A 19,984-nucleotide genomic window follows, 5' to 3' on the forward strand; every position below is an offset into this window, starting at 1 on the left:
AGGCATCGCGCCACGTGTCTGGAAGCAGCCGGGCGAGAGTACCGTATTTACAGTGACATGACAGAAGATGGGGAAGTAAAAATGAATTTCTGAGCATTTGCGAGGTATCCGACGCGAACCGACCGCTCGCCCTCCCCGCCCAGCCCTCTCTCGCACCGTGTTGGAGACCCCGTGCACCCCACCCGCAAGGCGGCCGTGACAGCCACCGCCCTCTTGGCCGCGGCCGCCGTCACCGTGGTCACCGGCTGCGAGAGCGGTTCCACCACCGCCGGATCCGTCGCCGCGACCTCCGGCGGCTCGTCCCGACCCGGCTGCCCCGCCGTTCTCGCCGAGGCCAAGCGGGCCGTCAAGAAGGCCGAGGACGTCAACGCCCCCTGGGCCGGACCGACCGACGGGCCCCGTGCCGTCCCCGACAGGATGATCGTCTTCATCGCCCAGACCCTGACCAATCCGGGCGTGGCGGGCGTCGCCAAGGGCACCCAGGAAGCCGCCGACGTCATCGGCTGGCGCGTCCGCACCGTCGACGGCCAGGGCACGCCCGCCGGAATCAAGGCCGCCTTCGACGAGGCCCTCGCCCTCAGACCCGACGGCATCGTCATCGGTGGCTTCGATCCCGCCTCCACCCCCCGGCAGGTCGAGCGTGCGAATGCCGCCGGCATCCCGCTGATCGGCTGGCACGCCGTGGCCGCCCCCGGCCCCAGCGAGAAGCCGGATCTGTTCAGCAACATCACCACAAGGGTCGAGGACGTGGCGAGGATCAGCGCCGACTGGATCATCGCGCGGTCCAACGGCCGTGCGGGCGTCGTCCTGTTCACCGACGCCTCGATCCCCTTCGCCAAGCGCAAGTCCGAGCTGATCAAGAAGGAACTCGCCACCTGCTCCGACGTCGAGCTGCTGAGCTACGAGGACATCCCCATCCCGGAGGCGGGCAGCCGCACCGTCGAGAGGGTCTCCTCCCTGTCGTCCCGCTTCGGCGACAGGTGGACCCACTCCGCCGCCATCAACGACCTGTACTTCGACCACGCGGACTCCGCGCTGCGCGCCGCCGGCAGGCAGGGTGCGGGCGCTCCGTTCAACATCGGCGCCGGTGACGGCGACCCGTCGGCCTTCCAACGCATCAACAGCAAGGAATTCCAGGCCGCCACCGTGCCCGAGCCGCTGTCCGAACAGGGCTGGCAGATCATCGACGAGTTCAACCGCGCCTTCGCGGGCAAGCCGGCCAGTGGGTACGTCGCCCCCGTCCACATCACCACCGCGGCCAACAGCGGCGGCGCACTGTCCTGGGACTCCGAGGGCTACCGCGAGGCTTACCGCGGGATCTGGGACAAGTGAGGAACGCGTACACGTGCGCCTCCGCCCCATGAGGCGGATGCCCATAAGGCGGAGGCGCACGTGGTGATCACGTGGTGATCAAGTGGTGATCACTGGGTGGCCTCAGCCATCCCCGTCCAGCGTGTCGGTGAGCTTGCCCAGATCGACGAACTTGAAGTTGGTGTTGTCCCGGGTCTCCCCGTCCGCGTCCGTCTCGTCCGGGGTGTTGTGCCCGTCCTGCACCACCAGCAGGCCGTTCGGGTAGCGGGAGCCCAGGGGGCGTTCAGCACGGCGGCGCCGTCGTACTCCTCGGAGCCGTCGACGGTGCCGGCGGCGATACGGAAGCCGCTCTCGTACTCGTTGTTGTCGGACACCTCGCGGTCGTACGCGGCGAAGGTGTTGTCGCCCTGACTGGAGGCGAGCAGGTATCCGTCGCCATCGCCATCGCCCTCGTCGAGGATGGTCAGGCCCTCCACGTCGGCGGACAGGTGCGTGCCGCCGTAGCCGGGGTCCGCGCCCGCGACGCACTCCTCGGTCGCCTCGTCGAACGTCGCGGGGACGCCGTACTCGCGCACCTTGTCGATCAGCTTCGGCTTGGCGCCGAGGTCGGCGGGCATCCGTCAGATGCCGACGTCCTCCTGGCCGGCGTAGAGCACCTTGTTGACGGGGTCGACGACCATGCCCTCGACCTGCGGGAGGTCACCGGGGTCGGCGCAGGGGGTCCAGGACGTGCCGTTGGGGAGGTGAGGGAGGACGGCAGCTCGAGGGTGCGCACCTGCTGGTAGGTGACCGCGCCGGTGGCGGTCGCCTTCGGCGTGGCTTCGGCGGGCCAAGGCCTACCTCGCCGACCGGGCTCCACGACCCCGGCCTGACCCTCCTCCCGCCAGACACGACCTGGGCTTCTCACTGCGATATCTGCATGAGCTCCAGCGACTCGAGCGCACCCGCGCGCGATGCCGTCAGGGGCCGGCGTGTCGCTCCAGCAGGGACCGGACACTGAAGGGCTGCACCTCGAGCAGGACGATGGTGGTGTTGGACCGGACGACCCCGGGCGCTTCCAGCAACAGGTTCGTGATGCGGTGCAGGTCTGTGGTGTCCCGGGCGACAACGCGGGCGAGCAGGTCGCCGTCGCCGGTGGTGACGAGCAACTCGACCACCTCGGGAATGCGCAGGATCGTCTCGCGGGTGGACTGCCCCACGCGCTGGCTGATCGACATCGTGATGAGTGCCAGCAGTGGATAGCCGAGAGCCTCGGGTGCCACGCGCCGGCTGTGCTCCCTCAGTTGACCGCTTTCTTCCAGTCGCTTCAGACGCGCCTGCACGGTGTTGCGGGCCAGACCGAGTCGGTCGGCCAGGGCAACGGTCGTGGCCCGGGGGTCCGCGTCGAGCGCCAGGAGGATCCGGGCGTCGAGGGCGTCGACGTTTCGCATGGTGCCCAGTATGGCACAGCGCGGGCGTGCCACATTGAGCATTCTGCTCATAATTCATGCCACATATTGCGCATTCCGATGCACCTTTCTAGGTTCTCGCCATGCAAAAAGCGCAATGCGACAACACGTCAGCGAACAGAGCTCCCCACGTCGACAGCCGGGTATGGGGTGACGAGGACGAGATCGTGGCGGCCGCCCTCGACTACGCGCGGCGGCGCATCACGCGGGCTCCGGATCCGGTGGCCGGCGCCCGCCCCGCCGCCGACCTCGCCCTCGCGGCCGGTACGGCCATCACCCCCTGGGGAATCGGCGGCTCCGCGGCCCTCAAACTCTTCGACCGAGTCCTGGCACCTGCCACCCGCGCCCAGAACGGCTCGACGAACCTCGCGTACATCCCCGCGGCCCCCACCCGTGCCGCACTCGCCTTCGACGCGGTCACCGGCGCGGCGAACATCTTCGCGGGCACCTGGGAGGCGGGAGCCGGCGCCATCCACGCCGAGAACGAGGCGCTGGCCTGGCTCACCCAGTTGCTCGGATGGCCCAGCACCGCAGCGGGATGCTTCGTCAGCGGCGGCACCATGGGCAACCTCTCGGCTCTCATCACCGCCCGCGCCGCTGCCGCCGCATCCCGCACCCGGCCGGCGGACGGCTGGAGAATCGTGTGTGCCGACAGCGCCCACTCCTCGATCAGGTCCGCGGCACAAGCGATGGACATCGAAGTCGTCACCGCACCCGTGGACCAGCGGGGACACCTCACCGGGGCGGCCGTGAACGCGGTCCTGGACTCCACGACCGGCGTGTTCGCCGTGGTGGCGACCGCCGGGACCACCAATGCCGGTCTCATCGACGACCTCGATGACATCGCCGAGGCGTGCGAACGCCACCAGGTGTGGCTGCACGTCGACGGTGCCTACGGCGGAGCGGGCCTGGCGGCACCCAGTGTGCGGCACCTCTACTCCGGCATCGAACGCGCCGACAGCTTCATCGTCGATCCGCACAAATGGCTCTTCGCCCCCTACGACTGCTGCGCACTGCTCTACCGGGACCCCGCAGCGGCACGCGCCGCCCACAGTCAGTCGGCGCACTATCTCGACGCCATCGACCGCGACGTCCACAATCCGTCGGACCTGGCCCTCCACCTCAGCCGCCGCGCCCGCGGTCTGCCGCTCTGGTTCAGCCTGGCCGTCCACGGAACCGAGCGGTACTCGCGTGCCGTGGAACAGACACTGACCACCAGCCGACTGGTCGCCGACGCCATACGCGCCAGTGACCATCTACGCCTGACGATCGAGCCCGAGCTGTCCGTCGTCCTCTTCGAACGCCCTGGTTGGGGCCCGCAGGAATACGCGTCATGGTCCGCCCGTGCCGCCGAAACGGGCGCCATGCTGTGCGTGCCGACCCAGTGGAACGGCGCAACGGTGCTGCGCCTGGCCTTCGTCAACCCGGACACCCGTGCCGGCGACATCATCGACACTCTCCGCACACTCCGCCAGTGAGTGGCCGGGTCCCCTGTATGCGATTCCGGTCATCGGCGGGCCGGGACCCGGGCCTTTCGGATGTGCCGCGTCAGCGGGAGTGGCCGAGTTGGGTGAGGGCCAGGTCGAGCATGTCGGCGAAGAAGTCGGCCGCGGTGGTGTCGATGCACAGCGGTGGCTTGATCTTGAGGATGTTGAGGTGGTCCCCGGTGGGCTGGACGACCACGCCGAGGTCGAGCATGCGGTCGCAGAGTTCGGCGGTCTCTTCTGTGGCGGGTTCCAGGTCGGCGCGGTCCCGCACGAGTTCGAGGCCGAGATAGAGGCCCGAGCCGTGGACGGCGCCGATGATGCCGTAGCGGTCGGCCAGTGCCTCGAGCCGGCTTTTCAGATGGCCGCCGACGCGCGCCGCGTTGCCCTGGAGGTCTTCGTCGCGCAGGGTGTCCAGGACGGTGAGGCCCACGATGCTGGAGACGGGGCTGCCGCCGGTGGAGGAGAAGAAGTGGCCCTGGTCGCGGTACCGGTCCGCGACCGCCTTGGACGTGATGACGGCGCCGAGGGGGTGTCCGTTGCCCATGGCCTTGGCGACACAGACGATGTCGGGGACGACCTGCTGCTGCTCGAAGCCCCAGAACCAGTGTCCCAGGCGGCCGTATCCGACCTGGACCTCGTCGGCGACGGCCAGGCCGCCGTGACGCCGTACCGCCGCGTACACCTGGGCGAGATAGCCGTCGGGAAGGGCGACTCCTCCGGCGTTGCCGTAGAAGGTTTCGCCGATGAACGCTCCCGCCGGGCGGCCCGCAGCGGCCAGTTCGTCGATCACCGCGGCGGCCTCGGGTGCGTAGCGCACGGCATCCGACCCGCGGTGGCAGCCGCGGTAGGAGTTGGGCGAGTCCACGGTGTGCACCCAGCTCGGGCGGGTGGCCAGGGCGTTCGGGTTGTCCTGGAGGGAGGTGGAGACCGCGTCGGAGGCGTACGTCCAGCCGTGGTACGCCTCGCGCAGCGCGACGACGTCGGGCCGGCCGGAGGCCCCGATGGCCAGGCGAAGGCCCAGATCCACCGCTTCCGAACCGGAGTTGACGAGGAACACCGTGTCCAGCGGGTCGGGGAGGAGGGCGACGAGGCGCTCGGTGAACTCCACCACGGAGGCGTAGTGGAAGCGCGAGTTGGTGTTGAGCCGCCGCAACTGCCGGGAGACCGCCCGCTCGACGCGGGGGTGGGCGTGACCGAGTGGGGTGACGTTGTTGACGATGTCTAGGTACGACCGTCCGTCGGTGGACAGCAGATGGTGGCGCCAACCACGTTCGATACGCGGAGGGTTGGCGTAGTAGTGCTCCTGCACGGTGGCGAACGCGGCGGCACGCCGGTCGAGCAGGTCCCTCTCGCGTGTACGGCCGGAGTCGGCCGCCAGGCCGAGGAGCGGGGCGGGGTCGGCGGTGAGCGCGAGCCAGCCGGCGGCGTACTCGGGACGGACCAGGCGCGGGACAGCGGGGCCGTCGGCGTCGCGCAGCGCGACGTGGACCGAGGCACCGGAGCCGAGGTGGGCGATGTCCTCGCCCGCCTGCACCGTCGCACCGGTGGTGACCAGGGGCTGGACCGCGCGGGGGAAGGACAGCGACAGCGTCTGCGCGCCGTAGGTGAGTTCCACGTGGCCCGGCGCCGCGGCGAGGACCTTCCCCGCGGCGGGCACCTGCACCACGGCGTCCCGGCCGAGCCAGAGGTCGGTTCCGGTGGGCACCGTGGCGGTGGACACCGCCGACAGCGCCGGTGTCCGAGTGAGTCGCGCATGGGCGTACCGGGTGGCGACGGCGGCCGCTCCGTCCGTGAGCGCGGAGGTCACCAGCCGGGCCTCGGTGCCGGCGTCCGTCCAGGCCCCGTGGTCCATGGCATCGGCGTCGGTGGACAGGTCGAGGAGGGTGATGTCGTCGGCGACTAGGTCCCGCAGGAGAGGGCGCACCGGCGCATCGGCCTGCGCGGTCCGGGCAGGCACCTCGGCCATGCCGGTCGCGTCCCTGATGAGGCGGATCATCACCGGCAGGGGCAGCCAGGTGGCCTGTTCGAATATGCGCCATTCGCGGTCGAGCGCGGCCTTGGCGTAGACGTTGTCCTCGTCGACGGCGGCCTGATGCCGCCCGCTGGCCACCAGGGCGGCGGCGCGCAGGACCACGATCGGCCACACCGCCTCGGCTTCCTCGGGGGAGAGCGGCCGAACGGCGTGGAAGGCGCGGACGGCCGGCAGCACATGGTGAGGCTCGATACCGTCGTGGTGGAGCATCGAGGACAGTGACACGGCGAGTTCGCCGACCGCCCAGCTGGTGGTCACGTCACCGAAGTCGATGACCCCGTCCGGCATGGGCGGACGGCTGTCGGGACAGCGGATCAGATTGTCGTCGGTGAGATCCAGGTGCACGGCCTGCGACGGCAACGCGGCGGCGAGCTTCTGGACTTGTGCCCAGGCCTCGGCGGTCGCGGTGCGGACGGCGGTGCGCCGGTCGGGTTCGTCGATGTGCCCGGCGAGCCTGGCGACGACGCGATCCGCGTGCCGCGGGTCCCACTGGAGCACGCGGTCGAGGCCCGGGTGCCGGAAGTCGCGCAGGGCGGTGCTGACCTTTCCGGCGAGCGTGCCCATGCCCGCCACGGTGCCGGGCGACAGGTGCCGTGGTCCCGAGAGCGTGCCGCCGGGCAGGTGGCGCAGCAGGCGCGCGACGGCCGGACCGTTCTCGGTGTCCACCGTCGTGCGCCGCGGGGAGCCGTCAGGGCGGCGCAGGACCGTGGCGATGCGCAGTTCCGGGCGGGCCGAGGCGATCAGGTCGGCTGCCGCGTCCTGGGCTTCGATCTCCACCGTGCCGAAGGCGGGGTTGGCGATCTTCAGAATCGCCGCGGGCGTCCCGTCGTCGGCGTGCAGCAGGAAGTTGGCGTCCTGCTGGCTGCCCAGCGCCTGCGCGCGAGCGGTGATGCCGAGGTGTTCGGCAGCGATGAGTTCGGCCTCGGCCGGCGCCATGCGGGGTGTGGGAAGGGCGTCCTTGGTGAAGAAGTCGATCGTGCGGTACTCGTCGGGCAGCATGCGGGGTCCCTCGGCTCGTGCGGGCGATCAGGGCTCGAACGCTCGGATGTCTCAGTCGACGTGCCACAGGAAGCGGTGCGTGTGAATCGCGAAGTAGGGGAAGTTCTCCACGGATGCGACACCCTCGACGGGCCGCACGACGTCGTTGATGAAGTCCAGAAGATCCCGGGGCTGAGGGCACACCACCTCCGCGAACAGGTCGAAGCCGCCGGCCGTCAGGACCGTGTACACGACTTCGTCGTGCCGGGACAGTTCATCGGCGACCGCCCGGGAATCGCCGTCGATGCGCAGGCCCAGGAGTGCCATCGTCTGCTGGCCCATCGTCATCGGGTCGGTCACTCCGACGACCTGGACCGCCTTGGTGTCGATCAGCCGCTGCAGCCGGAGCCTCGCGGCCGAGGGTGACAACCCCACCTTCGGCCCCAGATCGGCGTAAGGGATCCGGCCGTCGACCTGCAACTCCCGCAGGATGGCCCGGTCGATGTCGTCCATGCAGCACCTCTCTCTCCTGCGTGAACGGCAGGCGTTGAGCTTGCTTCAAGCACGATGCCCCATCCGCGTGCTCGATTCAAGCGTGAGGACGATGGAATCGAGCGAATCGGGTGAGCGGGTTCCCGTGCGGGAGCTGTCCGAGGGGCTGGTCCTGGACAAGCGGAACAGCCGACTCGTCTTCGACGGGGACACCGCAGGTGCGCACCACGCGCTACAGGGTCAACCGCAGTACTGCGTACGACCTGGACCTGGACTCAGGAGTCCGCGAGGAGGCTGTCGTCAAGAAACTCCCGTACGTGGCGCATGACCTGTGCCCGGTCCGTGCCCCGCAGCCCGATCGCCACATGGATGGAGAACCCGTCGAGCAACGCCCGCAGCCGGGCGGCGAAACGGTCCGGGTCGACCGGCCGGAACTCGCCCCTCGACACCCCCTCCGCCAGCAGTGCCACCAGGTCGCGGTGCCAGGCGCCCTCGATCGCGGCCTGGCGGTCGCGGGCCGTGTCGTCGGCGTTCTGCGAGCGGTTCCAGACCTCCAGCCACAGCGTCCAGTGCGGGTCCCGGTGGCCGTCGGGCACGTAGAGGTCGACGTACGCGTCAAGCCGCTCACGGGCGGACGTGGTGCGGGTCAGCAGCCGGCCGCGCTCGGCGCCGAGCCGGCCCTCGCTCCACTCCAGGGCCTGGAGCAGCAGTTCGTCCTTGGAGTGGAAGTAGTAGAGGAGATGGCCGCTGCTCATCCCGACCTCACGGCCGAGCGCCGCCATGGTGAGCTTCTCCAGACCGCGCTCGGCGATCATCCGCATGGCGGCGGCGAGGACGTCCTCGCGGGGCGGGGCGGGGGTGCGGCGGCGGGTGTTCACTCGGCGTCCTCCACCCGCACGGCGCCGGGGACGAGCCGGGTCTCGTAGCCGCTCGTGCAGTCGGCGGCGACGATCGCGACCTCGGCCCCGCACGCGCAGACGTGGTTGACCCCGGCCTGGCCGTCCGGCCCGCAGCAGCCGATGAGGCGGTGCAGGTCGGGATGCGGGGCGAGGTCCACGACGTCGTCCGGGTGCAGGACGTAGGTGCCGCGCGGCCCGGCGGAGACCAGGAAGCCCCGCTCGTCGGACTTCCACATGCCGCCGGCCACGATCCCGTCGTACTCCTCGTCGGGACCGACCGGCTCGAACGGCGCCCCGAACGGCAGCGGGTCGACGACGTACGTCCCGCGCGGAACGCTCGGCGGGCCGTGCCGTCGGCCGTCCGGGCCAGGAAGGCCGTCCCACCCGGGGTACTCGGGCATCTCGTCGAGCTGCCGGACCGGCTCGGTCAGCCGTGTGCCGCAGGTGGCGCAGAGCAGTACGTTCACCGGTACGTTCTACCTGACCACGGCCCTCGGCTGCTGCTGGGTTATGCAGTGGATGCCGCCGCCGCCCGCGAAGATCGTCCGCGCGTCCACCAGTGTCACCGTCCGCTCGGGGAACAGCCGGCGGAAGATGTCGGCGGCGATCTCGTCACGGGGGTCGTCGAAGCCGCACAGGACGACGCCGCCGTTGCAGAGATAGTGGTTGATGTAGGAGTAGTCGGCCCAGTGGCCGTCGGCCTCCAGGACGGTCGGGGCGGGCACCTCGACGACCTCCAGGCGGCGGCCGCGCGCGTCGGTCTGCGCCTTCAGCAGGCCGACGACCTCCTGCGTCACCTCGTGGTCGGGATGGGCCGGGTCCGGCTGCACATGGGCCACGACCACACCGGGACGGGCGAACGCGGCGACGATGTCCACATGGCCGAGGGTGCCGAAGCCGGAGTAATCGCCGGTGAGGCCGCGCGGCAGCCAGATCGCCTTGCGGGTGCCGAGGTGGGCGTGGATCTCGGCCTCCACCTGCTCGCGGGTCCAGTGCGGGTTGCGTTCCGGCCCGAGCTGGACCGTCTCCGTCAGCAGGACCGTGCCCTCGCCGTCGACGTGGATGGCACCGCCTTCGTTGACGAGTTCCGAGGTGTACGTCTTCGTCGAGCCCGCGAGGTCGGAGACGTACACGGCGATCTTCGCGTCGTGCTCCCAGCGCGCCCAGTCCTGGGCACCCCAGCCGTTGAACGTCCAGTCCACGGCGGCGAGTTCACCGGCGCCGTTGGTGAGGAACGTGGGCCCGATGTCACGCATCCAGGCGTCGTCGAGGTCCCGCTCGACCGTGTCGATGCCGAGCCCGAGCAGAGCGCGCGCCTCGGCCGACTGTCCGGGGCCGCACACCACCGTCACCGGCTCGAAGCGGCGCACCGCGCGGGCGACCGAGGCCCAGGCGATGCGCGCGTCGGCGAGGTCCTCGGGGTCGTCGAAGGTCGGGTTCGGGCCCGGCCACGCCATCCAGGTGCGCTCGTGCGGGGCCCACTCGGCGGGCATGCGGAAGCCGTCGGCGGCAGCAGACATGAGTGATCCTCACAGGCTGTGACATTTAAAGGAAATACAGGCGGTTGAGGGAGACGGACTCGGCCGGTTCGGAGCGCAGCGGCTCTCCGTCGAGCGTGACCAGCCCCGTGCGCTGGTCCACATCGACCGCTCCGGTACGGGAGTTGAGGCGCAGGTCGGCCGGCCCGATGCCGCGCGTGGCCCGTACGGCGACCCTGCGGCGCCGGGTCGGCATCGAGTCGCCTCCCTGGTCGACGGCCGCCTGGGCGACGAAGGCGACCGAGATGTCGGCGGGCGTGGCACCGTGGGCCCCGAACTGCGGGCCGAGGACGAGGGGTTCGCAGGTGTCGGTTGCCGCATTGGGGTCACCGACCACGCCGTACGCCGGGAAGCCGGCCTTGAGCACCAGCTGCGGCTTGGCGCCGAAGTACGCCGGCCGCCACAGCACGATGTCGGCGAGCTTGCCGACCTCGATCGAGCCCACCTCGTGGGCGAGGCCGTGCGCGATGGCCGGGTTGATCGTCAGCTTGGCCAGGTAGCGCAGGACGCGCTCGTTGTCGTGGTCGTCGGGTGCGCCGAACTCGGCCTTCATCTTCCCGGCCATCGCGAACGTACGGCGGACGGTCTCGCCGGCCCGTCCCATCCCCTGGGCGTCCGACGACGTGATGCCGATCGCGCCCAGGTCGTGCAGCACGTCCTCGGCGCCCATGGTCCCGGCGCGGATGCGGTCGCGGGCCATGGCGGCGTCGCCGGGCAGGTCGGTCTTGAGACCGTGGGCGGAGACGATCATGTCGTAGTGCTCGGCGACGGCGTCCCGGCCGAAGGGGAGGGTGGGGTTGGTGGAGGAGCCGATGACGTTCGGGACGCCGGCCATCTTCAGCACGTTCGGGACGTGTCCGCCGCCGCAGCCCTCGATGTGGAAGGCGTGGATGGTCCGGCCCTCCAGCACGCGCAGGGTGTCCTCGACCGACAGGCATTCGTTCAACCCGTCGCTGTGCAGGGCGACTTGGACGTCGTGTTCCTCGGCGACACGCAAGGCGGTGTCCAGGGCGCGCGTGTGGGCGCCCATGTCCTCGTGCACCTTGAAGCCGGACGCGCCGCCCTCGGCGAGGGCCTCCACCAAGGGCGCCGGGGAGGAGGACGAACCGCGCCCGAGGAAGCCGATGTTGACCGGCCAGGCGTCGAAGGCGTTGAACGCGTGCCGCAGCGCCCACGGCGAGTTGACCCCGACGCCCCACACGGGCCCGAACTCCTGCCCGATGATCGTGGTGACGCCGGAGGCGAGCGAGGCTTCCATGATCCGCGGCGACAACAGGTGGACGTGGGTGTCGACGGCTCCGGCGGTCGCGATGAGTCCCTCGCCGGACACGATCGAGGTCCCGGTGCCCACGACGACGTCGACCCCGTCGAGGGTGTCGGGGTTCCCGGCCCGCCCGACCGAGCAGATCCGGCCTTCCCTGATGCCGATGGAGACCTTGCGGATCCCCAGCGCCGCGTCGATCACGACGACGTTGCTGATGACCACGTCACAGGTCTCCCGGACGGCGGCCGCCTTGAGGTGCAGTCCGTCCCGGGCGGTCTTGCCGAACCCGGCGAGGAACTCGTCGCCGTAAGCCTGGGAGTCGGACTCGACGCGGATCGTCAGGCCGGAGTCGCCCAGCCGGATCCGGTCGCCCGCGCGCGGGCCGTGGGTGGCGGCGTACTCGTACGGGCTGAGGCGGCGGGCCTTGGCGGGGTGACCTCCTGGGCGGCTCATCGCTCGACCTCCTGATCAGGTGTTTCCGGTACGCCGAGGTAGCCGCAGGCGGCGGCGCGGCGCAGTGCCTCCTCGCGGGCGCCGGGCGCGTCCAGTGCCCCGTCGACCAGACCGGCGAACCCGATGGCGATCCGGTCGCCCCCGATGGGCACCAGCCCGACCTCGAGGCTCTCCCCCGGCCCGAACCGCACGGACGACCCGGCGGGTACGGCGAGCCGCATCCCGTAGGCGCTCTCCCGTGCGAAGTCGAGCCGCGGGTTGGCCTCGAAGAAGTGGAAGTGGGAGGTGACGGAGACCGGCACGGTGGCGGTGTTGGTGACCGTCAGCCGGACGGCCGCCTCGGGCTCGGCGTGCTCGGGTCCCGGCAGCAGCGCGCCCGGAGCCCGCTCACCGAGACTCCCGCCGATCGGGTCGCTCACAACCGCGAGCCGCGATCCGTCGTCGAAGACGGCCTCGACGTGCACCTCGGTGACGACGTCCGCGACACCCGGCAGCACGTCGTCCGGGCCGAGCACGGATCTGGCGCGCTCGACGGCCTCCGCGAGCCGGGCGCCGTCGCGGGCGGCCTCGCAGACGGTGTCCGCGATCAGCGCGGTCGCCTCCGGCACGTTGAGCCGCAAGCCCCGGGCGCGGCGGGCGCGGGCCAGCTCGGCGGCTCCGAAGAGCAGCAGCCGGTCACGCTCCGTGGGAGTCAGTCTCATGCCGCGGGCACCTCCTCGCTTCACTCAAGTTAGAGCAACACTCTAAGCATGGAATGCCTGTGTTTGAAGTGCTGACTCAGCCATACCGATCCACCACATTGCACGGCGCTCTAATCTTCGGGGACGCCTCAGGCGGCCGATCATGGGAAGTCGTCGGCCTGCTTCCCGGCCCGCCACTCCTCCCGCCGGGTCCTGCACGCGACGTGGCTCGGCCTGGTCCTGGCCTGCTGGTCCCGCAGCTGTTCGGCACCTCGACGCCTCCCTGAACGCCGACTCGTGCGGGCCGTGCTGGAAACGGCAGCCGTACAGCACCGTGCGGGCGTTGTGACGGACCGCGCCCCACCTTCCTGACATCTCGTCACGGCCGACCACGGCCGCGACCGCGTCCGTGAACCGGCTCGCCGCCGCCGGCGGCGGCGCGGCCACGCGGCAAAGGGGCTGACGACCGGCGAGGTCCAGGCCCACAGCGCCGCACGGCCCGCCGACCGGCATGGGCCGGCCGACGGGCCGGAACCCGCACCGCGTCGATTCACGCCGTGACGGGCTCGTCGTCGAGGCGGAACCTCGGGTCGCCCGGGACAGACGCGAGGAGTTGAGCGGTGTACGGGTGGTTCGGCTTGGCGAAGGTGGCCCCGGTCGGGCCGAGCTCGACGAGGTCCCCGTGCAGCAGGACCGCGACCGTGTCGCTCACGTGCCGGACGACGGCCAGGTCGTGCGAGATGAACAGCATCGTCAGCGAGAGCCGGCGGCGCAGATCGGCGAGCAGGTTGAGGATCTCGGCCTGGGTCGTCAGGTCGAGGGCCGAGGTGATCTCGTCGGCGATGACGAACCGGGGACGCGGTGCGAGGGCCCGTGCGATGGCCAGCCGCTGCCGTTGGCCGCCGGAGAACTCGTGCGGATAGCGGTCCATGGCGTCCGGGTCGAGGCTCACCTGGCTGAGCAGCTCGGCGATCCGGGTCCGGACCGGTCTTACCCTGGCCCGGACCGGATCGACTGCCTCGGCGAGCGACTGGGCGACGGTGCGCCGCGGGTCGAACGAGGAGTACGGGTCCTGCGGGATCATCTGGACCGTCGCGGCTCCCGCCCGTCCACGCGAGGTGCGCAGCGGGGCGCCGTCCACGAGGATCCGGCCGCTCGACGGCCGGTGGACGCCGACGAGTGTCCGCGCGAGCGTCGTCTTGCCCGACCCGGACTCTCCGACGAGTGCGAGGGTGCTGCCCCGGGGGATGTCGAACGAGACTCCCTTGAGCACCCTGCGGGCCGCGACACCGTGGCCGAGCTCGACGGTGACATCCTCGACGCGCAGCAGCGGATCGGCCGCTTGCGGGTCCGGTGCGGTGGCGGTGGCGGACATCAACGGCTCCCTTCCGCGGCCGGGGGGCGGTCCGCGGCTTTGTCGAAAAGGTCGTCCGACGGCGCCCCGCTCGGCTGCGCCGCATGCGCGTCGGCCGTCCACCGGACCGCGCTGAGGGTTCCACCGGCCTCGACCGCGGCGGGCGTCGCCGCGAGCAACGCGCGGGTGTACGGGTGGGTGACCGTCCCCCGGCGCAGGTCGCCGCCGGTCGTCCGGTCGACGACCCGGCCGCCGTGGAGCACCAGGACGGTGTCGCAGAGCACGCCGACCACGCCGATGTCGTGCGAGATGAACAGCATCGCCGTGCCGTGCTCGCGGTTGATGCGCCGGAACTGGCGCAGCACCTCCGCCTGGACGGTGACGTCGAGGGCCGTCGTCGGTTCGTCGGCGATGAGCAGCCGCGGGTTCGTCGTCATCGCGGAGGCGATCGAGGCGCGCTGGAGCATGCCGCCGCTCAGCTCGTGCGGGTGCTGGCGCAGTCGCCGGTCCGGCTCGGTGACGTGGATGTCGGCCAGGGCGCGGACCATGTCCTGCGCGGCCTGACGCCGGGGCGTCCCCAGATGCACCGTGGCCACCTCGGTGAGCTGGGTGCCGAGCCTCAGCGCGGGGTTGAACGTGCCGATCGGGTCCTGGTAGACGATGCCGATCTCGGTCGCGAGGCGTCGCTCCGGCGGTGTTCCGAGCAGGTCGAGGTCGCCGAGGGCAAGGCGCGACGCGTTCGCCCGCACACCCTCGGGGAGCAGGCCCGCGACCGCCATGGCGATGGTGGACTTGCCCGAGCCCGACTCCCCGACGAGGCCGACGATCTGGCCAGCCCCGATGGTGAACGACACGTCGTCGACGAGTGTCCGGTCCCCGGCCCGCACGGTCAGCCCGGCGACGGTCAGCAGGCCGTCCGGCTCCGTGCCGGCCGCTGCCCCCGCACCGCCCGACGCCTGAAGCGCCCGAGGCGCCGGTGCCGGGGCGGCCGGTCCCGCCGCGTCCGCCGTCTTGGCCGGTGCGGGCGCTGTGCCGCGGGTTCGCGGGTCGACGAGTGAGGCCACGCCGTCTCCGAGGAGCATGGCGCCCACACCGGTGATGATGAGCATGATCGACGGAGCGAGGACGAGCGACGGCTGGGCGAAGATCGACGGCAGTGCCTCGTTGAGCAGCCGGCCCCAGTCGTACTGCGGGCTCTGCACACCGAGGCCGACGAACGACAGGCTGCTGATGTCGAGCAGGGACAGGGTGAAGCTCGAACTGAGGAGCACCAACAGAGGCCCGCTGATGTTCGGCAGGACGTGCCGGCCCAGGATGCGCAGGCCGGGAACGCCGAGCAGGCGCGCGGTGAGCACGTAGTCCTTGTCCGCGACGGTCGCGGCGAGATTCGCCGTCAACCGTGCGAACCCGGGGACGCCGGCGACGGCGATCGCGACGATCGCGGACACCGTGCCCGGTCCGAGCACCGCCGCGATGACGAGGGCGAGGACGAGCGAGGGGAAGGCCACCGCCGAGTCGATGAGCCGCAGACATGTCTCGCGCAGCCACCCGGGTGCGAGGTGGACCAGCGCGCCGATCGCGACGCCGACGACGAACGAGGCGGCGGTGGCGGCGGCGGCCATGAGCAGGGTGAGCCGGGTCGCTACGAGCGCCCGCGCGAGGACGTCACGGCCGAAGGCGTCGGTGCCGAGGAGATGGTCGGCGCCGGGCCCGAGCCGGGCGTCGTCGGTGAGGGTCTCGGCGGAACCGCTCAGCAGCGGCGGGGCCACGAGGGCCACGACGAGGAGCAGTCCGAGGATCACGGCGCCGGACAGCAGCGACGGGTTGCGGCGCCATGGGCGCACGGTCGCGTCAGTGGCCACGACGACCTCCCTCAAGAGTGCGGGGGTCGACGATCCCGAGGACGACGTCGACGAGGAGGTTGACGAGCAGGGCGAGCATGCCGACGACGAGGATGATGCCCTGGATCACCGGATAGTCCTTGTAGATGATCGCCTGGACGACCTCGGTGCCGAGCCCGGGATAGGTGAAGACGTTCTCCAGGATGATCGTCCCGCCGAGCAGGGACGTGAGGACGAGACCGCTCAGGGTGAGGACACTCGTCACGAGGTTGGGCAGCGCGTGGCGGAGGTGGAGACGCACGGACCCCAGGCGGTGGCCGCGGGCGGTCCTCATGTAGTCCTGGGCGAGCACCGAGGCCGTCTCCTGCCGGACGACCCGGGCGATGGCGAAGGCCGGGCCGATGCAGAGCGCGGCGATCGGCAGGACGAGCGCGCTCGGTGTCGTGGCGCCGCCGGACGGCAGCAGCCCGAGGCTGATCGAGAACAGGACGATGAGGAGGGTCGCGACGACGTAGACCGGCGCCGACGCGAGGAGACCTGCGACCGTACCGAAGCCGACGCCGAGCCGGCGGCGGCGTCCGTCACGGGTGAGGACACCGACGGCCATGCCCAGCGGGACGGCGATGACCAGGGAGAGCAGGACGGCCGGGATGACGAGCTGGACGGTGTACGGCAACCGGGTCGCGACGATGTCCGCGACCGGGGTGTCGAACCGGAACGAGGTGCCGAGCCGTCCGGACGCGATGTCGCCGAGGTAGTGGACGAACCGCGTCGCCAGCGGCTCGTCGAGGCCGAGTCGTTCGCGTATCGCCGCGAGCGTGGCCGGGGACGAGTTGGTGCCGGCGATCGCGCGGGCCGGGTCCCCGGGCAGCAGGGGCACGATGAGGAACGTCACGAGGACGAGCAGCAGCATGGACATCAGCAGCCCGCCCGCCCGGCGGACGGCGAACCCGGCCCAGCCACCGCCCAGCCGCAGCCGGGGAACGCGCCGGACGGGTGCGGCAGGCAGCGGCCCGGTCGGGACCGCGGACCCGGCGCTCACAGCGCCGCCCCCGTGAGTGCCGCGTCGTCCGGGTGCCGCTCGTACCAGCGGAACCGCGGTTCGAGCTGGGCGGACAGGCGCAGCAGCGTCGCCTCGTCGTAGGGCGCGCCGACGAGTTGCGCGCCGACCGGCAGTCCGTCCGCGGTCGTGTGGACGGGCAGCGAGATGGCGGGCAGCCCGGCGATGTTGACGAACGCGGTGAACGACACCATCCGGGTCTCGGTGGCCCGCGGGCCGTCCGGGTCGGAGTTCGCCTCGTCGTACACGGGGCCGACCGGCGGTGCCACGACCGCCGTGGTCGGGGTGAGGAGGACGTCGAAGTCCCGGCCCCACTGGGCGACCACGTCGCGTGACTCGGCCTGCAGGCGGGCCGCCGTCCGGGCGTAGTCGCCCGCGGTGGCCTCGAGGGCGGTTTCCCGGCGGCGCCGGATGTAGGGGTCCACCGCGTCGGGGTCGTCGACCTCGATGGCGTAGGTGGAGGCACTGATGATCGTCCAGGTGAAGCCCATGATCGCCTCGTACGAGAACATCTTGGGGCGGGCCTCGACGACGTCGTGCCCCAGGTCGCGCAGTGCCTGCGCGGCCGTCAGCGCCGCCTTGCGGCACTCCTCGTCGACCGGCAGCCCGGTCGGCGCGTCGAGGAGCAGGCCGATCCGCAGCCGCCCGGGATCGGCACCGACCTCCTCGATGTACGGGCGACCCGGTTCGGGGGCGCTGTACCAGGCGAGCCGGTCGGCACGGCCCATGACGTCGAGCATGAGGGCCGCGTCGCGCACGGTGCGGGTGATCGCGCCTTCGGTCGTCGAGTGTTCCCAGCCCCGGACGAACGCGGGCACGCGTCCCCGGCTCGGCTTGAGGCCCACGAGGCCGGTGACGGACGCGGGGACCCGGATCGATCCGCCGCCGTCGGAGGCGTGTGCCACCGGGGCGAGCCCGGCCGCGACGGCCGCCGACGCGCCGCCGCTCGACCCGCCGGAGGTGTGCGCCGGGTTCCACGGGTTGCGCGTCTTGCCGTGCCGGGCGTTCTCGGAGACGGTCAGAGCGCCGAACTCCGGCGAGTTCGTCCGGCCGAGGGGGATCGCGCCGGCGTCGAGGAGGAGCTGGATGTCGGGGTCCGTGACCGTCTGCGGGGTGTCCCGGATCGCCAGTGAGGACATCGTGTTGGGTTGTCCCGCGACGGAGTTGAGGTCCTTGATGGGGACGGGGACGCCGTGCAGCGGGCCGAGCGGATCGCCACGCAGCACCGCCTGCTCGGCCCGGACGGCCGCCGCGCGCACGGCGTCGGCGTCGAGCCAGACGACGGCGTTGACGGCGGGATTGATCCGCTCGATGCGGTCGAGGTAGGTCTCGGCCACCTCCACCGGGCTGACCTCTTTCGTGCGCACGAGGTCGGCGATCTGCTGGGCGGTGCTGAATGGGTCGATCACCAGGGGACTCCTGTCGGAAAGGTGCGAGGGTCTCGGCGCGGGGCGCCGGAACAGCGCGGGGATTCTCCGTGCCGGACGGTCGGGTCCGGCCGCGGTCTCCGCCGCGTGGGCTTTCCCGCCGCATGGGTCTCCGCCGCGTGCGGGCGGCCTGTCCGTCAGCCGGTGACGCGCAGGATGGGGTCGTCGAGCGAGCCACCGAGCATCTGGGCGCTGAATCCCTTGCGCAGCGCGTAGATGAACGGGTCATTGACCAGCGGCACCGCGTCCACCTGCGAGATCAGGGCCTTGGCGGCCTTCTGGTAGGCGGCGCAGCGGGCCTCTTCGGTCGTCGCCTCGGCGCCCTGGGCGAAGGCCTTGTTCAGTTCGGGGTTCTTCACCGCGCCGAGGTTGCCGCCGCCGTCGGGGACGGTCGGGCCCACGAAGTGGGAGAGCGGGTTGGCGAGGCTGCCGAGGAAGTTGAGGTCGGCGAAGACCGTGAGGTCCCAGGCGTCGGGCTTGCCGAACACGGTCCCGACCCAGGCCCCGACGTCGACGTTGGCGAGGGTGACGTCCGCGCCCGCGGCCCGCAGCGCCTCCTGGATGTACTGGTTTCCGGCGCCGGCGGGCCCGACGACCTGGGGGCCGACGAGGCGGATCTTCTTGCCCTTGAGCACGGCGGCCGCCGCGGCTTTGTCCTTCGGTACGAGGAAGGAGGAGCCGGGGTCGTTGCAGGGGATGCCCTTCTGCACGAACAACGTCGACGGCTCACCCGTGTCCTTCGAGACGACCTTGGTGAAGGCGGCGCGGTCGACGGCCTGGGCGACGGCCCGGCGGGTGGCGACGTCCGCGAAGACCGTGCCGGGTCGTTCGTTGAAGAGCAGGTAGAAGTCGGAGAACCGGCTGATGCTCACGCTGTGGCCGCCCACGCCGTCGAAGCGCGGGATGCCGGAGGCGTCGATCTTGCCGATGTCGAGCTGGCCGCTCGTCACGAGGTTGCCGGTCGCCGTCGGGTCGGGCGAGACCAGGTACTCCATCGTCGCGGCGACCTTGCCGGGGATCTTCGTACGCCAGGCCGGCCATGCCTTGTACTCCGGGCGAAGCTTGTAGGAGTACGAGACGCCGGACTGGGACTTCTCAAGAAGGTACGGGCCGGACTGGGAGCCCTTGGCCTTACCTGCGGCAAGGGCCTTGAGGTCCTTGAGTCCCGCCGGGCAGACGATGCCCGTGCTCGCGACCGACAGGCCGGTGACCATGTCGCCCCACGGCCTGGCGAGCGTGATCTTCACCGTCCGCGCCGCGTCGTCGGCGGTCACCTTCACCGTGTTGCCGGGGCCGAAGACCGTGGGGACATCGGGCGCCGCCGTCTTCGGGTCGATGTAGCGTTCGAGGGAGCCCTTGACGACCGTCGGCGTGATCGGCGTCCCGTCGGCGCAGGTCGCGTCGGCGCGCAGGGTGAACGTGGCCGAGGTCGGCGTGTTCTTCCACTCGGTGGCGAGTCCGCCGACGAGCCCGCCGTCGTCCTTGCGCACGAGGGTGTCGTAACTGTTCCGGGCGAGCTGGTAGTCCGGCAGGGACAGCGCCTTGGCCGGGTCGAAGCCGGCCGGCACGTCGATCGTCGTCCGGATCTTCGTCGCGGTTGCGGCACCGCCGCTGCTCGGGTTTCCGGACGTCGATCCCGTGGTGGTGCAGCCGGCGAGTACGGCCGTCATGGCCACGGCTGCGGTCACAGGGACCGCGCGGGTACGGGTCTGGCGCATGG

At 71.3% G+C, this 19,984-nt stretch carries 15 protein-coding genes and 1 pseudogene; 2 read left to right on the plus strand and 14 right to left on the minus strand.

Annotated features, from left to right (window positions below; all coding sequences use genetic code 11):
* The first annotated feature begins 171 nt into the window (after window positions 1-171).
* Window positions 172-1,332, plus strand: coding sequence for a substrate-binding domain-containing protein (locus CES90_RS36470; RefSeq protein ID WP_189781235.1), 1,161 nt, complete (start codon window positions 172-174; stop codon window positions 1,330-1,332).
* Between the two features lie 102 nt (window positions 1,333-1,434).
* Here CES90_RS36470 and CES90_RS36475 read toward each other — a convergent pair.
* Together CES90_RS36475 and CES90_RS36480 are read right to left on the minus strand one after the other, a co-directional pair.
* Window positions 1,435-2,119, minus strand: a pseudogene (locus CES90_RS36475) (phytase); the annotation flags it as partial.
* Between the two features lie 151 nt (window positions 2,120-2,270).
* Window positions 2,271-2,741: an Lrp/AsnC family transcriptional regulator gene (locus tag CES90_RS36480; protein WP_229913630.1), complete on the minus strand. Its 471-nt coding sequence runs from the start codon at window positions 2,739-2,741 to the stop codon at window positions 2,271-2,273.
* A 101-nt stretch (window positions 2,742-2,842) separates the two neighbouring features.
* Here CES90_RS36480 and CES90_RS36485 point away from each other — a divergent pair, with 101 nt between their 5' ends.
* On the plus strand, window positions 2,843-4,237 hold the full coding sequence (locus CES90_RS36485; RefSeq protein WP_189781237.1) for a pyridoxal phosphate-dependent decarboxylase family protein: 1,395 nt from the start codon (window positions 2,843-2,845) through the stop codon (window positions 4,235-4,237).
* 70 nt (window positions 4,238-4,307) lie between these two features.
* On the opposite strand, the gene CES90_RS36490 is transcribed toward CES90_RS36485, so the two are convergent.
* From CES90_RS36490 to CES90_RS36545, 12 genes are all read right to left on the minus strand, one after another.
* A complete protein-coding gene (locus CES90_RS36490) occupies window positions 4,308-7,277 on the minus strand; it encodes an aminotransferase (RefSeq protein WP_189781238.1) in 2,970 nt (989 codons plus the stop codon).
* A gap of 51 nt (window positions 7,278-7,328) precedes the next feature.
* Window positions 7,329-7,769 carry an Lrp/AsnC family transcriptional regulator gene (locus CES90_RS36495; RefSeq protein ID WP_189781239.1) on the minus strand — a complete coding sequence of 147 codons (441 nt, stop codon included), beginning with the start codon at window positions 7,767-7,769 and terminating at the stop codon, window positions 7,329-7,331.
* A gap of 254 nt (window positions 7,770-8,023) precedes the next feature.
* Complete coding sequence (locus CES90_RS36500) at window positions 8,024-8,569, minus strand: TetR/AcrR family transcriptional regulator (protein ID WP_229913653.1); 546 nt, start codon at window positions 8,567-8,569, stop codon at window positions 8,024-8,026.
* Between the two features lie 53 nt (window positions 8,570-8,622).
* A complete protein-coding gene (locus CES90_RS36505; protein ID WP_189781241.1) occupies window positions 8,623-9,114 on the minus strand; it encodes a hypothetical protein in 492 nt (163 codons plus the stop codon).
* 9 nt (window positions 9,115-9,123) lie between these two features.
* Window positions 9,124-10,167: an agmatine deiminase family protein gene (locus CES90_RS36510; RefSeq protein ID WP_189781242.1), complete on the minus strand. Its 1,044-nt coding sequence runs from the start codon at window positions 10,165-10,167 to the stop codon at window positions 9,124-9,126.
* A 25-nt stretch (window positions 10,168-10,192) separates the two neighbouring features.
* Window positions 10,193-11,902: an urease subunit alpha gene (locus CES90_RS36515; RefSeq protein WP_189781243.1), complete on the minus strand. Its 1,710-nt coding sequence runs from the start codon at window positions 11,900-11,902 to the stop codon at window positions 10,193-10,195.
* Window positions 11,899-12,603 (minus strand): urease subunit gamma, encoded by a 705-nt coding sequence (gene ureA / locus CES90_RS36520; RefSeq protein ID WP_189781244.1) that lies wholly within the window; start codon window positions 12,601-12,603, stop codon window positions 11,899-11,901. The genes CES90_RS36515 and ureA overlap by 4 nt, the downstream gene beginning before the upstream one ends.
* Before the next feature lie 529 nt (window positions 12,604-13,132).
* The gene (locus CES90_RS36525) at window positions 13,133-13,957 is read right to left on the minus strand and encodes an ABC transporter ATP-binding protein (RefSeq protein WP_189781245.1); all 825 of its coding nucleotides are present in this window, start codon (window positions 13,955-13,957) and stop codon (window positions 13,133-13,135) included.
* Entirely contained in the window at window positions 13,957-15,798 is a 1,842-nt protein-coding gene (locus tag CES90_RS36530; protein WP_189781246.1) for an ATP-binding cassette domain-containing protein, read from the minus strand. The genes CES90_RS36525 and CES90_RS36530 overlap by 1 nt, the downstream gene beginning before the upstream one ends.
* Window positions 15,788-16,819, minus strand: a complete 1,032-nt coding sequence (locus tag CES90_RS36535) for an ABC transporter permease (protein WP_189781247.1) — start codon at window positions 16,817-16,819, stop codon at window positions 15,788-15,790. Before CES90_RS36535 ends, CES90_RS36530 begins: the two co-directional genes overlap by 11 nt.
* Window positions 16,816-18,246, minus strand: a complete 1,431-nt coding sequence (locus CES90_RS36540) for an amidase (protein ID WP_189781248.1) — start codon at window positions 18,244-18,246, stop codon at window positions 16,816-16,818. Before CES90_RS36540 ends, CES90_RS36535 begins: the two co-directional genes overlap by 4 nt.
* A 155-nt stretch (window positions 18,247-18,401) precedes the next feature.
* Window positions 18,402-19,982: an ABC transporter substrate-binding protein gene (locus CES90_RS36545; RefSeq protein ID WP_189781249.1), complete on the minus strand. Its 1,581-nt coding sequence runs from the start codon at window positions 19,980-19,982 to the stop codon at window positions 18,402-18,404.
* Window positions 19,983-19,984 lie beyond the last annotated feature (2 nt).

It is taken from the genome of Streptomyces capitiformicae, assembly GCF_002214185.1.
Taxonomy (GTDB): Bacteria; Actinomycetota; Actinomycetes; order Streptomycetales; family Streptomycetaceae; genus Streptomyces; species Streptomyces capitiformicae.